Source organism: Pseudomonas sp. RIT-PI-AD, assembly GCF_025642785.1.
In the GTDB taxonomy this organism is placed as follows: Bacteria; Pseudomonadota; Gammaproteobacteria; order Pseudomonadales; family Pseudomonadaceae; genus Pseudomonas_T.
The window spans coordinates 77,360-90,213 of sequence record NZ_JANZKU010000004.1; the positions used below are offsets into that span (position 1 = coordinate 77,360).

Annotated in this window: 13 protein-coding genes and 1 pseudogene; 5 read left to right on the forward strand and 9 right to left on the reverse strand. The window is 62.6% G+C overall.

All coding sequences use genetic code 11. The features are described 5' to 3' along the window. Positions 1–26 precede the first annotated feature (26 nt). The 7 genes from tolQ to aspS all read right to left on the reverse strand — a co-directional run bounded on the left by tolQ (position 27) and on the right by aspS (position 6,170). Positions 27–722 (reverse strand): protein TolQ, encoded by a 696-nt coding sequence (gene tolQ, locus OGL92_RS04760; protein ID WP_263141141.1) that lies wholly within the window; start codon positions 720–722, stop codon positions 27–29. Positions 723–724: 2 nt separating this feature from the next. Then, a complete protein-coding gene (gene ybgC / locus OGL92_RS04765) occupies positions 725–1,168 on the reverse strand; it encodes a tol-pal system-associated acyl-CoA thioesterase (RefSeq protein WP_263141144.1) in 444 nt (147 codons plus the stop codon). Positions 1,169–1,218: 50 nt separating this feature from the next. After that, a complete protein-coding gene (ruvB, locus tag OGL92_RS04770; RefSeq protein ID WP_263141145.1) occupies positions 1,219–2,271 on the reverse strand; it encodes a Holliday junction branch migration DNA helicase RuvB in 1,053 nt (350 codons plus the stop codon). A gap of 51 nt (positions 2,272–2,322) precedes the next feature. Beyond that, entirely contained in the window at positions 2,323–2,928 is a 606-nt protein-coding gene (ruvA, locus tag OGL92_RS04775) for a Holliday junction branch migration protein RuvA (RefSeq protein WP_263141147.1), read from the reverse strand. Between the two features lie 15 nt (positions 2,929–2,943). Continuing rightward, the gene (gene ruvC, locus OGL92_RS04780) at positions 2,944–3,468 is read right to left on the reverse strand and encodes a crossover junction endodeoxyribonuclease RuvC (protein WP_263141149.1); all 525 of its coding nucleotides are present in this window, start codon (positions 3,466–3,468) and stop codon (positions 2,944–2,946) included. A gap of 122 nt (positions 3,469–3,590) precedes the next feature. Further along, positions 3,591–4,337, reverse strand: coding sequence for a YebC/PmpR family DNA-binding transcriptional regulator (locus tag OGL92_RS04785; protein WP_263141151.1), 747 nt, complete (start codon positions 4,335–4,337; stop codon positions 3,591–3,593). Positions 4,338–4,394: 57 nt separating this feature from the next. Next, entirely contained in the window at positions 4,395–6,170 is a 1,776-nt protein-coding gene (aspS, locus tag OGL92_RS04790; RefSeq protein WP_263141519.1) for an aspartate--tRNA ligase, read from the reverse strand. 430 nt (positions 6,171–6,600) lie between these two features. Between aspS and OGL92_RS04795 the strand changes: the two genes are divergently transcribed. The 3 genes and pseudogenes from OGL92_RS04795 (at position 6,601) to OGL92_RS04800 (ending at position 7,904) form a co-directional block, all read left to right on the forward strand. After that, positions 6,601–7,071 (forward strand): Dps family protein, encoded by a 471-nt coding sequence (locus OGL92_RS04795; RefSeq protein WP_263141152.1) that lies wholly within the window; start codon positions 6,601–6,603, stop codon positions 7,069–7,071. Between the two features lie 242 nt (positions 7,072–7,313). Continuing rightward, positions 7,314–7,622 (forward strand): annotated as a pseudogene (locus OGL92_RS22200) (cold shock domain-containing protein membrane protein); the annotation flags it as partial. A gap of 57 nt (positions 7,623–7,679) precedes the next feature. After that, the gene (locus tag OGL92_RS04800; RefSeq protein ID WP_263141520.1) at positions 7,680–7,904 is read left to right on the forward strand and encodes a cold-shock protein; all 225 of its coding nucleotides are present in this window, start codon (positions 7,680–7,682) and stop codon (positions 7,902–7,904) included. Between the two features lie 48 nt (positions 7,905–7,952). Here the strand turns inward: OGL92_RS04800 and OGL92_RS04805 are convergent, their stop codons facing one another. Beyond that, positions 7,953–8,159: a SlyX family protein gene (locus OGL92_RS04805; RefSeq protein ID WP_263141153.1), complete on the reverse strand. Its 207-nt coding sequence runs from the start codon at positions 8,157–8,159 to the stop codon at positions 7,953–7,955. A gap of 4 nt (positions 8,160–8,163) precedes the next feature. Next, complete coding sequence (locus OGL92_RS04810; protein ID WP_263141155.1) at positions 8,164–8,589, reverse strand: HIT domain-containing protein; 426 nt, start codon at positions 8,587–8,589, stop codon at positions 8,164–8,166. Positions 8,590–9,399: 810 nt separating this feature from the next. On the opposite strand from OGL92_RS04810, the gene OGL92_RS04815 reads away from it, so the two are divergent. Beyond that, the gene (locus OGL92_RS04815; RefSeq protein WP_263141156.1) at positions 9,400–10,665 is read left to right on the forward strand and encodes an OprD family porin; all 1,266 of its coding nucleotides are present in this window, start codon (positions 9,400–9,402) and stop codon (positions 10,663–10,665) included. A 473-nt stretch (positions 10,666–11,138) separates the two neighbouring features. Further along, complete coding sequence (locus OGL92_RS04820; RefSeq protein ID WP_263141158.1) at positions 11,139–12,854, forward strand: proline--tRNA ligase; 1,716 nt, start codon at positions 11,139–11,141, stop codon at positions 12,852–12,854.

Consider the following 12,854-nt stretch of genomic DNA (forward strand, 5'->3'; position numbering starts at 1 on the left):
CGCGGCTCGTACGCCTGTCGAAGCCTTCACTCTTCGCTGGTGTGAACCTTGCGATGCAGGATCGCCTGGAATTCGTCGGCGAAGGTGTAATAGCGGCTGATCAGGGTCTCGCTACGGGCGGCGAAACGGTTGTAAGCAATGACCGCCGGGATCGCCGCGAACAGGCCGATCGCGGTAGCGATCAGGGCTTCGGCGATACCGGGCGCCACGGTGGCGAGGGTCGCTTGCTGCGCCTGCGCCAGGCCCCGGAAGGAGTTCATGATCCCCCATACGGTGCCGAACAGGCCGACATAAGGGCTGGTCGAGCCCACGGTGGCGAGATAGGGCAAACCCTGCTCGAGCTTTTCTTCCTCGCGGGAAATCGCGACGCGCATGGCGCGGGCGACCCCGTCCATGACCGCATCCGGGTCTACCCCGGCCTGTTGGCGCAGGCGGGAAAACTCCTTGAATCCGGCGCGAAAGATCTGCTCGACGCCCGAATCGGGATCCGGGCTGCTACCCGCCTGCCGATAGAGTTTGGACAGGTCGATGCCCGACCAGAAACGCTCCTCGAAGTTATCGAGCGCTTTTTTCGCGGCGCGCAGCATATTGCTGCGTTGGAAAATCATGATCCACGAGGTGACCGAGGCGGCCACCAGAGCGAGCATGACCAGTTGCACCACGACACTGGCGTTACTGATCAGGCTCCACATGGAGGTATGGTCGACGACGTTGGCTTCCACGCTTAATCTCCTGCAGGGGATAGACCCGAACCGGCGAAGGCTGAACGCAGCGCTTCGGGGATGGCCCGGGGTTTCAAACTGTCGGCGCGCACACAGGCCACCAGGAACTGCCCTTCGCAGAGCAGCGCATCATCCGCCACCCGGCGTATCCGCTGACGGAAACGCAGGCTGGCACGGTTCAATTCGATTACGTCGGCGGAGACCTTCAATTCGTCGTCCAGGCGAGCCGGCGCGTGATAGCGGGCCTCGCTCGAATGCACGACGAACAGCAGGTTCTCTCCCGCCAACTGCGACTGGGCGAAGCCCAATTCACGCAGTCGCTCGGTACGAGCCCGCTCCATGAACTTGAGGTAATTGACGTAGTAGACGATGCCGCCGGCATCGGTGTCTTCGTAGTAAACACGGCACCTGTGGGCGAACGGCGGAGCCTCGTTTTGCGCGCGCATACTCTAGTGCCTACTCCCATACTTGCCAATCGCCATGCAACGCTTTTCCACTATTCGTCACCTTCGGAAAACAGGTCGGCGACCGGGGCTTCGCCCATGCGCTTGGGTATGTTCAAGCCGAAGTGCAGATAGGCATGGCGCGTCACCACGCGCCCTCGCGGGGTGCGCATGATATAGCCCTGCTGAATCAGATAAGGTTCCAACACATCTTCGATGGTATGGCGTTCTTCGCTGATCGCCGCCGCCAGGCTGTCGACGCCGACCGGCCCGCCATCGAACTTCTCGATCAGGGTCAGCAGCAGGCGACGGTCCTGGTGATCGAAGCCGCGCTCGTCGACATCCAGCAGGTTGAGCGCCAGATCGGCGATCGGACGGGTGATGTGGCCCTCGGCGCGGATCTCGGCGAAGTCGCGCACGCGGCGCAGCAGGCGGTTGGCGATACGCGGCGTGCCACGGGCCCGGCGGGCGATCTCGAATGCGCCCTCCGGCTCGATCGGCAGCCCGAGTATCCCCGCGGAGCGGCTGACGATGGTCGCCAGGTCGGCGACGTTGTAGAACTCCAGGCGCTGGACGATTCCGAAACGATCGCGCAAGGGATTGGTCAGCATGCCGGCGCGGGTGGTCGCCCCCACCAGGGTGAAGGGCGGCAGGTCCAATTTGATCGAGCGGGCCGCGGGGCCCTCGCCGATCATGATGTCCAGTTGGAAATCTTCCATCGCCGGGTACAGCACTTCCTCGACGATGGGCGAAAGGCGGTGGATTTCGTCGACGAACAGCACATCGCCGGCTTCCAGGTTGGTGAGCAACGCGGCGAGATCGCCTGGACGCTCGAGGACGGGCCCGGAGGTGCTCTTGATCGACACGCCCATTTCCTGGGCGATGATGTTGGCCAGGGTGGTCTTGCCGAGGCCGGGCGGACCGAAGATCAACGTATGGTCGAGGGCTTCCTTGCGACGCTTGGCCGCCTGGATGAACAGGTCCATCTGCTCCCGCACGCTCGGCTGGCCGATGTAGTCGGCCAGGCTCAGTGGACGAATGGCACGGTCCAACTGTTCGTCGCGGTCACGGGTGACGGCGGTGATCAAGCGATCGGCTTCGATCATGGGATCCCGTCCATCAAGTCAGCGTCCATCCAGATACCTTCAGTGGGCAATTCACACCATGCCTTTAAGCGCGCGACGAATCAGCTCTTCGCTACCCAGGTCGTCATCCAGCACGGCCGACACGGCCCGGCTGGCTTCCTGGGGCTTGAAGCCCAGGGAAATCAATGCGCTTACCGCATCTTGCTCCGCGGTTGAGACTGCCGCGCCCGCGCGGGGTTCAACCACCAGCGTGGAGATGGAGGGCATGGTTTCCCAGGCCTTGAAGCGATCCTTCAACTCGACCAGCAATCGCTCCGCGGTTTTCTTGCCGACCCCGGGGATTCTCACCAGCACCGACGTGTCCTGGGCCTGCACGCAACGCACCAGTTCGTCCACTTCCAGACCGGACATCAGAGCCAATGCCAGCTTGGGCCCGACGCCATTGAGACGGATCAGTTCACGGAACAGCTCGCGCTCGCGCTTCTCGAAAAAGCCATAGAGCAGATGGGCATCCTCGCGCACCACCAGGTGGGTGTGCAGCGTCACCGGCTCGCCCAGAGAGGGCAACCGGTACAGGGTGGTCATGGGCACTTCGAGCTCGTAGCCGACACCATTGACGTCGAGGATCAGATGCGGCGGTTGCTTTTCCGCCAGAGTGCCACGCAAGCGTCCGATCACGGTTTCTCCATCAGGTTAAAGGCGCAGGCGACCGCCGCGCCGCTTGGCGGCCGCGAGGCCATGGGGGATGAGACTCTGCCGATGGTGCGCGTGGCACATCGCGATGGCCAACGCATCGGACGCGTCGATCTGGGGCTTCTGGGTCAGTTTGAGCAAGTGCATGACCATCATCAGCACCTGCTGCTTGTCGGCGCCGCCGGTTCCGGCGATCGCCTGCTTGACCTGGGTCGCGGTGTATTCGGCTATTTCCAGGCCTTCTTCGGCACCCGCCAGAAGCGCGGCGCCGCGTGCCTGCCCGAGCTTGAGCGCGGAATCGGCGTTACGCGCCATAAACACCTGCTCGATCCCCATGGTCACCGGCCCGTAGGACTGGATCACCTCGCGCACGCTGCGGTAGACGATCTGCAGCCGCTCATGCAAGGCACCGGTACCGGTGCGGATGCAGCCGGACGCCACGTACTCGCAGCCACGCCCGGTATCACGCACCACGCCGTAGCCGGTGATGCGCGAACCGGGGTCGATACCCAGCACCAGGGTCATGCGCCTGTCTCCCGGCCGAAGGCCATTGGCTGCGGGTCCGTTACGCTCATCGATACTTTCACGTCGCCCGCCACTCGTTCGCTGCCGCCGAAAGAAAACGCCGGAGCAAGCTCCGGCGTTCGTCAGCCCAACTGCGCCATCACCTCGTCGGGGATTTCCGCGTTGGAATATACGTTCTGCACATCATCCAGGTCCTCGAGCATGTCGATCAGCTTGAGCACCTTCTGCGCGGTCTCCAGATCCAGGGTCGCCAGGGTGGAGGGGATCATGGTGATTTCCGCTTCGTCGCCCTTGAAGCCGGCGGCGACCAGCGCCTCGTTCACGGCGATGAAGTCGACGAAGCTGGTGAACACATCGATGGAACCGTCGTCGTTGGTCACAACGTCGTCGGCGCCGGCCTCGAGCGCGGCCTCCATCAAGGCATCCTCGTTCACGCCCGGCGCGAAGCTGATCTGCCCCTTGCGCTCGAACAGGTAGGCCACCGAGCCGTCGGTCCCGAGGTTGCCGCCGCACTTGCTGAAGGCATGCCGCACTTCGGCGGCGGTCCGGTTACGGTTGTCGGTCATCGCCTCGACGATGATCGCCACGCCGCTCGGCGCGTAGCCTTCGTAAGTCAATTCCTCGACGTTGTCGCCGTCGCTGGCGCCGGCGCCCCGGGCGATCGCCCGGTCGATGGTATCCCGGGTCATGTTGGCGCCCAGCGCCTTGTCCACGGCCAGCCGGAGCCGCGGGTTATCCGCGGGTACGCCCCCGCCCTGCCGCGCGGCGATGGTCAGCTCGCGGATCAACTTGGTGAAGATCTTGCCTTTCTTGGCGTCCTGACGTTCTTTGCGGTGCTTGATATTGGCCCACTTGGAATGACCAGCCATAACTCACTCCGTATTCGCTTTGAATCGGCGGCGCCGCCCGGGCACCGCCTGGTTTGATCACTCGGCCTTCGGCTGCTCGCGCAGGCGAATGTGCAGCTCGCGCAGGGCCTTGGCATCCACTTCGCCCGGCGCCTGGGTCATCACGCAGGCGGCGCTCTGGGTTTTCGGGAACGCGATGACTTCGCGGATCGACTGTGCGCCGGTCATCAGCATCACCAGACGGTCCAGGCCGAACGCCAGGCCGCCATGGGGCGGAGCGCCGTATTTCAGCGCATCGAGCAGGAAGCCGAATTTCTCCTGCTGCTCGTGCTCGTCGATACCCAGCACGCGGAATACCGTCTGCTGCATGTCCTTGCGATGGATACGGATCGAACCGCCACCCAGCTCGGTGCCGTTGAGCACCATGTCGTAGGCGCGGGAAAGCGCGACGCCGGGGTTGGCCTCGAGATCCTCGGCCGAGCACTTGGGCGCGGTGAAGGGGTGGTGCAGCGCGGTGAAGCTGCCGTCGTCGTTTTCCTCGAACATCGGGAAGTCGACCACCCACATCGGTGCCCACTCGCAAGTGAGCAGGTTCAGGTCGTGGCCCAGCTTGATGCGCAGCGCGCCCAGGGCCTCGCTGACGACCTTGGCCTTGTCCGCGCCGAAGAAAACGATGTCGCCATCCATCGCGCCGACCCGGTCCAGGATGGTGGTGAGGTTGGCTTCGGGAATGTTCTTGACGATCGGCGACTGCAAGCCCTCGACGCCCTTGGCGCGCTCGTTGACCTTGATGTAGGCGAGGCCCTTGGCGCCGTAGATGCCGACGAACTTGGTGTACTCGTCGATGCGGCTGCGCGGCATGCTCGCCCCGCCCGGCACCCGCAGAGCGGCGACGCGGGCCTTGGGATCGTTGGCCGGGCCGCTGAACACCTTGAACTCGACGTCCTTGAGCTGATCGGCGACGTCCACCAGTTCCAGCGGGATGCGCAGGTCAGGCTTGTCCGAGCCGTAGCGGCGCATGGCTTCTTCGAACGTCATGTGGGGGAATTCGCCGAACTCCAGGTCGAGGACTTCCTTGAACAGGTTGCGCACCATCTTCTCGGTGATGGCCATGATGTCCTGCTCGTCGAGAAAGCTGGTCTCGATGTCGATCTGGGTGAATTCCGGCTGGCGGTCGGCGCGCAGATCCTCGTCGCGGAAGCATTTGGCGATCTGGTAGTAGCGATCGAAGCCGGCGACCATCAGCAACTGCTTGAACAACTGCGGGGACTGCGGCAGGGCGAAGAAACTGCCGGCATGGGTACGGCTGGGCACCAGGTAGTCCCGCGCGCCTTCCGGCGTGGCACGGGTGAGGATCGGCGTCTCGACGTCGAGGAAGCCGTTCTCGTCCAGGTAACGACGCACGCTGGAAGTGATGCTCGAGCGCAGGCGCAGCTTGGCGGCCATCTCCGGACGACGCAGGTCGATGAAGCGGTAGCGCAGGCGGGTTTCCTCGCCGACGTCTGAGTACTCGTCCAGCGGGAACGGCGGGGTCTCCGCCTGGTTCAGGACTTCCAGCTCGTAGCCGAGCACTTCGATGGCGCCGGACGCCATGTTGGCGTTCACCGCGCCCGCCGGACGCGGACGGACTTTGCCGGTGACCTTGACCACGTACTCGCTGCGCACCCGATCGGCGGCGACGAAGGTGTCCGCGCGGTCCGGATCGAAGACGACCTGGGCCAGACCTTCGCGGTCACGGATATCGAGGAAAATCACCCCGCCATGGTCGCGACGGCGGTGCACCCAACCGCACAGGGTGACTTCCTGGCCTTCCAGGCTCTCGTTCAACTGGCCGCAATAATGGCTGCGCATCATGATGGTCTTCACTTCTCTCAAGTCTTGAATTCGTTCCGCTCGTCCCGCTGGACGACGAAGCGGCGGAGCCCGGTGCCGGACAGCCGTGCATGGATCCATCGCCCACCGACGTCGACCGGCGCCTGCCAGCGCGGACGGGATCGGTTTCGATCGCTCGTCACTGCTCGCGGCGCCCTGTCCGTCTCACGCGACAAAGCGCGGGATTATATATGGTTACTCGCCAAGAATCAGCCGACGCCCCGCCCGCCGGCCGGCCAAACCCTGCGCCTGCCGTCCGGATAGGCATTCGCCTCCAAGGGCACGCGAACGTCCAATCGTTTTCGGGTATCGCATTCATTGACATGGCGCGGCTCGAGGGACACCCGCCCTATGCTAGGCTTTTCAACCATTTCCCGAAGCGACCACTTAGAACCCTCAGAGGAGATACGGTATGGAAATCAACATTGGAATCGCCGAACAGGACCGCGCGGCCATCGCCGAAGGGCTGTCGCGCCTGCTCGCCGACACCTACACCCTCTACCTGAAGACCCACAACTTCCATTGGAACGTGACCGGGCCGATGTTCAACACCCTGCACCTGATGTTCGAAGGCCAGTACACCGAGCTCGCGGTGGCGGTCGACGACATCGCCGAGCGCATTCGCGCCCTCGGCTTCCCGGCTCCGGGCACCTATGCGGCCTACGCGCGCCTGTCCTCGATCAAGGAGGAGGAAGGCGTGCCGGATGCCCAGGACATGATCACCAAACTGGTGCAGGGCCAGGAAGCGGTGGTCCGCACCGCCCGCGGGATCTTCCCGCTGCTGGACAAGGTCAGCGACGAGCCGACCGCCGACCTGCTGACCCAACGCATGCAGGTCCACGAGAAAACCGCCTGGATGCTGCGCAGCCTGCTGGCATCCTGATCTCGAAAGGCCCGGCGACGGGCCTTTTTCACTCCCCTCGCATCACCGGCGGCATTCCCTCGCGCGCCGAACGCGCGCGTTACCGAAGCGTCGGAGGTTTCGCTAAGCGCTTGATTTGAGTACACCCATGCTTTGCTGTTAAATACGCCCCGTGCATTCGGCCGCTTCTTTCCCTCGGCCTGCGCATAGGCCGGAATCACCGGCTTACCGTTGCGATTCTTCTCAAGGTGAGTCCATTGAACATGTTAAAGATCGTCCATCTCTTGACGGGCGCCGCCGCCCTGCTGCTGTCCTTTATACCCAGCCTGCGTACCGAAGCGGTGCCTTACCTGCAGCAGCCCGACGCGCTGTACCTGGCCTTCTGCGGGATGCTCAACCTGCTGCTGGCGCCGATCGTTCCGGTCTGGGCCAGAGGCACCCATCGTCAATTGCAAACCGTGGTATCCGCCCTGCTGGTGCTCGCCGTCATCCTGCAGACCCTGATCCTGCTCGCGCCGCTGCCGAACCTGGGCGTCGTGCCGAGCCTGGTCGTGGTCTTCCTGGCGGTGGCGCTGCATCTGCTGCTCAACCTGCGCAAGGTCACCATGGCGCACCCGATGCCGCAGGACATGACCAACCGCGAGACCGGCACGGTCAAGTGGTTCAATACGTCCAAGGGCTTCGGCTTCATCTCCCGCGACAGTGGTGATGACATCTTCGTGCATTTCCGCGCCATCCGCGGAGAAGGTCATCGCGTTCTGGTGGAAGGCCAGCGCGTGGAGTTTTCCGTGATGCAGCGCGACAAGGGCCTGCAAGCGGAAGACGTCATCGCCGCCCCCCCCAGCCGCCGCTGAACCGACCTCGAAAAAAGCCCGCCGAATGGCGGGCTTTTTCATGGGCGCTCAATAATGAGGCGGCGGCGCCTCGTCGTCCGGTTGCCCGATCTGCCCCGACAAGTCCTCTTGGCGCTTGGCCAGGGCCGCCAACTGCAACTGCAAACGATCGACCAGCCGCTGCTGCGCCACCAGCACGTCGTTCAACGCCTGAAGGGTATCGTCCTGGAAAGCCAGGCGGCTCTCCAGATCGGCGATCCGCTCTTCCAATTCCATGTCGTCAGCCCTCGACAAAGGTGAATTCGGAGGTCAGTACGCTCCGCAGTTTTTCGCGAACCACCCCGACCGCTTGCTGCTCGTAAGGCTGTGCCCCCGGACGCCCCCATACCGGCGCGGGCCAGGCCGCGTCGCCCTGGCGCCGAACGATGACGTGCATGTGCAATTGCGCGACTACGTTACCCAGGGTCGCGACGTTCATCTTGTCCGCCTCGAATACGGTGCTGAGTCGTTCGCTCAGCAAGGTGGTTTCCAGCCACAGCGCCCGTCGATCGTCCTGACTCAGTTCGAACACCTCGCTGGCATTCTCTCGACGCGGAACCAGGATGAACCAGGGAAAGCGTGCATCGTTCATGAGCAAAAGACGGGACAGGGGGAAATCGCCCATGGGCAGGGTGTCCTGCTGCAGACGGGGATCGAGCACGAACATTTCGCTTCTCCAACAACACTGATTAAGCGGTCCTGATGCCAGAGCAGCAGGGCAGGAACGAAGGATAACGCGGCAGCGCGCCCTGAAGGATGGCCAAGGCACTTCTCGACCCGCGAAAACACCGTACGGAAAATGAGAATCACACTCAAGAACCCGTGGCGACATATAGAAGAAGGCTTTTACCCGATCGCGCACCAACTTAGCTCACTCGTTACCGCCGGGCACAATAAGGTTACAAAACCGCTACCCGGGAGCCGCCTTGCAACTTGAACCGTAACAACATGACCGGGGCGTATTGATACCAACTTTTATAATTAGGCACCTAACATTTACTCACGCCTCCGCAACGCCCCTATAAGGAGCCTTAGGCACAGGACATTCGTCGTCTAAATCTCTAAAGCCATCCATCCGGCTCTTTTTTGTTCTTCTTGATGAATTTGTGCACGGTTGTTGCTTTAGGTAACTCATGCTGGGAGGAACTGCCATCGGCCAGTGTTTTCGGCGTATGAACGGCTTTTTCGATGTATTGACAAGAGCCGGGGAATACGTTTAATGCGCTGCGTCAAACGGCTGGAGAATACTGTCCCACGCCTGGAATCCATAACTGAAGGGATGCAAAACGAACCTTCGAATATGCGACATGTGTCTTCTACCTTCGCGACACCTCTGTGAAGAATTCGTATGGAATAGCTTTTAACTATCGCCTACTTTGTGCGCGTGCTATAAGTTAGCGCCGACACAAAAAGAAAGAGCCGTCTCACTCATAAAAATGACGGCGCGAATCTTCAAAAAACCAAAGGAGCAATCACAATGCAAGTGATGAAGTGGAGCGTTATTGCCCTCGCTGTTGCTGCGGGCACCACTCAAATGGCAGTCGCCGCAGGTCAAGCCGATTCCAAAGGCTTTGTCGAAGACAGCAGCTTCACCGTTCTGAACCGCATCCTGTACATGAATCGTGATTTCCGGAATGGCGGCAGCAACACCAACGCCGTTACCGGCAAGACCAATGGTTATCGCGAAGAAACCGGTCTGGGCATCCGTGCGCTCTACTCGTCCGGCTTCACCCAGGGCATCGTCGGTTTCGGCCTCGACGCCCACAGCCTGACCAGCGTCAAGCTGGACAGCGGCAAAGGCCGCTACGGCAACGGCCTGTTCGCCCAGGACAGCGACGGTTCCGGCCAGGACACCCAGAGCGAGCTGGGCGGCGCGGTCAAGCTCCGCTTCTCCAACACCGTGCTGAAATACGGCAACCAATTCGTCGCGTCCCCGGTCTTCGCGACCGACGACAGCCGTATCCTGCCTGAAGTCGCCACCGGCACCCTGATCACCAGCAACGAGATCGAAGGGCTGGAAATCATCGCGGGTCACTTCACCGGCATGAGCAGCCAAGTGCAGACCGCCCATGACGATTTCCGCATCAAGTCCGCCAACATCGTCGGCGCGACCTATGCCTTCAGCGAGAATCTCAGCGCGGCCGTCCATGCGTCCGACGTCGAGGACTATTGGAAGAAGCAATACGTCAACCTGAACTACAACCAGCCGCTGTCCGACGAACAGGCGCTGAACTTCGACTTCAACATGTACAACAGCGACGACGACGGCAAGAAACTCGCCGGCGAAGTCGACAACCGCATCTGGAGCCTGGCAGCTGCCTATACCCTGGGCGCGCACAAGTTCACCCTGGCTCACCAGCGCTCCACCGGTGACAGCGGCTACCTCTACGGCGTGGATGGCGGCGGCACCGTTTACCTGGCGAACTCGGTTCAATACTCCGACTTCAACGGCAAGGACGAGCGCTCCTGGCAGGCTCGCTACGACATCAACATGGCGTCCTACGGCGTACCGGGACTGAGCTTCATGACCCGTTACGTGACCGGCGACAACATCGACACCGGTTCGAGCTCGGATGCCAAAGAGCACGAACTGAACATCGAAGCGAAATACGTGCTGCAGGATGGCCCGGCCAAAGACCTGTCATTCCGCGTACGTAACTCGATCTATCGCGCCGACAGCTCCTACGGCGGCGATGTGAACGACCTGCGCGTGATCGTCGAATACCCGCTGGAAATCCTGTAATTCCAGCGATAACGACTGCTCCAAGCGCATGAAAAAAGCCCAGCGAAAGCTGGGCTTTTTCTTTTCCGCGCCGGATCGAAGCCAAGGGCATGGCCTACCCGTTCCTGGAGCGCTTCCGACACGCCCGACAACGCCAGCCTGCGCTGAAATGCCTCGCAGGACGCGGCATAGCGCTTGACGATGGGACCGCCCGGCATGTTCCAACGCGAACAGCTACACGCGCATCGCGTCACCCGATCATTCAGCGCATCAGGTGCGCATCGGCAAGCTTCTTTCTACACAGGCCGTCCAGCCGCCATCTGCGGATGAAGGCCGCGACATCCAGCCACCAAGCAACCGCTGCCCCGGCTCCCGCCCCACGAACCCGTCCCGAGTCATCCTGGCTTCCGTCCGCCGCCATCCTGTACGCAACTGTATGGGCGCCGTACAATGCCGGGCCACTCCCCTCCTCGCAATCGACATAACGGCCCACCATGCGCACCAGCCAATACCTGCTTTCCACCCTCAAAGAAACGCCCTCCGACGCCGTGGTCATCAGTCATCAGTTGCTGCTGCGCGCCGGGATGATCCGCAAGCTCGCCTCCGGCCTGTATACCTGGCTGCCGATGGGACTGCGCTCGCTGCGCAAGGTGGAAGCGATCGTGCGCGAGGAGATGAACGCTATCGGTGCCCTGGAGGTGCTGATGCCCGCTATCCAGCCCGCCGAACTCTGGCAGGAATCGGGGCGCTGGGAGCAGTACGGACCCGAATTGCTGCGCCTCAAGGATCGCCACGGCCGCGACTTCTGCGTGGGCCCGACCCACGAGGAAGTGATCACCGACCTGGCGCGCAACGAGCTGAGCAGCTACAAGCAGCTCCCGCTCACCCTGTATCAGGTCCAGACCAAGTTCCGCGATGAGATCCGCCCGCGCTTCGGCTTGATGCGCGGCCGCGAATTCATCATGAAGGATGCCTACTCCTTCCACCTGAGCCAGGAGTCGCTGCAGAAGACCTACGACGACATGTACGGCGCCTACAGCAAGGTGTTCAGCCGCCTCGGCCTGGAGTTCCGCCCGGTGCAGGCCGACAACGGCTCCATCGGCGGCAATGGTTCCCATGAGTTCCATGTGCTGGCCAACTCCGGCGAGGACGATATTGTCTTCAGCAACGGTTCGGGCTACGCCGCCAATATCGAGAAAGCCGAAGCGGTGCCCCGCGAAACCGAGCGGGGCGCGCCGAGCGAAGAATTGCGCCTGGTCGATACACCGGACACCAAGACCATCGCCGCCCTGGTGGAAGGCTTCGGCGTGCCGATCGAAAGGACCGTGAAGACCCTGATCGTTCAGGGTGCCGAGGAAGGCCAGTTGGTGGCCCTGGTGGTGCGCGGCGATCACGAACTGAACGAGATCAAGGCCGCCAACCTGCCCTCGGTCGCCAGTCCGCTGGCATTCGCCTCGGAAGCCGAATTGCGCGCGGTCATCGGCGCCGGCGCCGGCTCCCTGGGCCCGCTGAACATGCCGCTGCCCTGCGTGATCGATCGTTCGGTCGCGCTGATGAGCGATTTCGTGGTCGGCGCGAACGTCGACGACAAGCATTACTTCGGCGTGAACTGGGAGCGCGATCTGCCGCTGCCCGAGATCGCCGACCTGCGCAACGTGGTCGCGGGCGATCCCAGCCCCGACGGCCAGGGGACCCTGGAAGTCAAGCGCGGCATCGAAGTCGGGCACATCTTCCAGCTCGGCACCAAGTACAGCGACGCGATGGACCTCAACGTGCTCGGCGAGCAGGGCAAGCCGGTCACCTTGACCATGGGGTGCTACGGCATCGGCGTATCGCGCGTGGTGGCCGCGGCCATCGAGCAGAATCACGACGAGCGCGGCATCATTTGGCCGGACGCCCTGGCGCCCTTCCAGGTGGCGCTGGTGCCGTTGCGCTACGAAACCGAAGCGGTCCGCGAGGCGACCGACAAGCTGTACGCCGAACTCAACGCCGCCGGCTACGACGTTCTGCTCGACGACCGCGACAAGAAGACCAGCCCCGGGATCAAGTTCGCCGACATGGAACTGATCGGCATCCCCCATCGCATCGTGGTGAGCGATCGCGGATTGGCCGAGGGCCAACTCGAATACAAGCACCGCCGCGAAACCGAAACCCAGGCCGTGCCGGTAGCCGAGATTCTCGCCTACCTCGCGGCACGCACAGGTCGCTGA

What these genes read in the sequence shown, in the direction of transcription:
- OGL92_RS04795 (WP_263141152.1), top strand. Translation starts at nt 6,601, where the DNA reads ATGGAAATCAACATTGGAATCGCCGAACAGGACCGCGCGGCCATCGCC.
- OGL92_RS04800 (WP_263141520.1), top strand. Translation starts at nt 7,680, where the DNA reads ATGACCAACCGCGAGACCGGCACGGTCAAGTGGTTCAATACGTCCAAG.
- OGL92_RS04785 (WP_263141151.1), bottom strand. Translation starts at nt 4,337, where the DNA reads ATGGCTGGTCATTCCAAGTGGGCCAATATCAAGCACCGCAAAGAACGT.
- OGL92_RS04820 (WP_263141158.1), top strand. Translation starts at nt 11,139, where the DNA reads ATGCGCACCAGCCAATACCTGCTTTCCACCCTCAAAGAAACGCCCTCC.
- ruvC (WP_263141149.1), bottom strand. Translation starts at nt 3,468, where the DNA reads ATGACCCTGGTGCTGGGTATCGACCCCGGTTCGCGCATCACCGGCTAC.
- ruvB (WP_263141145.1), bottom strand. Translation starts at nt 2,271, where the DNA reads ATGATCGAAGCCGATCGCTTGATCACCGCCGTCACCCGTGACCGCGAC.
- ybgC (WP_263141144.1), bottom strand. Translation starts at nt 1,168, where the DNA reads ATGCGCGCGCAAAACGAGGCTCCGCCGTTCGCCCACAGGTGCCGTGTT.
- OGL92_RS04815 (WP_263141156.1), top strand. Translation starts at nt 9,400, where the DNA reads ATGCAAGTGATGAAGTGGAGCGTTATTGCCCTCGCTGTTGCTGCGGGC.
- OGL92_RS04810 (WP_263141155.1), bottom strand. Translation starts at nt 8,589, where the DNA reads ATGTTCGTGCTCGATCCCCGTCTGCAGCAGGACACCCTGCCCATGGGC.
- aspS (WP_263141519.1), bottom strand. Translation starts at nt 6,170, where the DNA reads ATGATGCGCAGCCATTATTGCGGCCAGTTGAACGAGAGCCTGGAAGGC.
- OGL92_RS04805 (WP_263141153.1), bottom strand. Translation starts at nt 8,159, where the DNA reads ATGGAATTGGAAGAGCGGATCGCCGATCTGGAGAGCCGCCTGGCTTTC.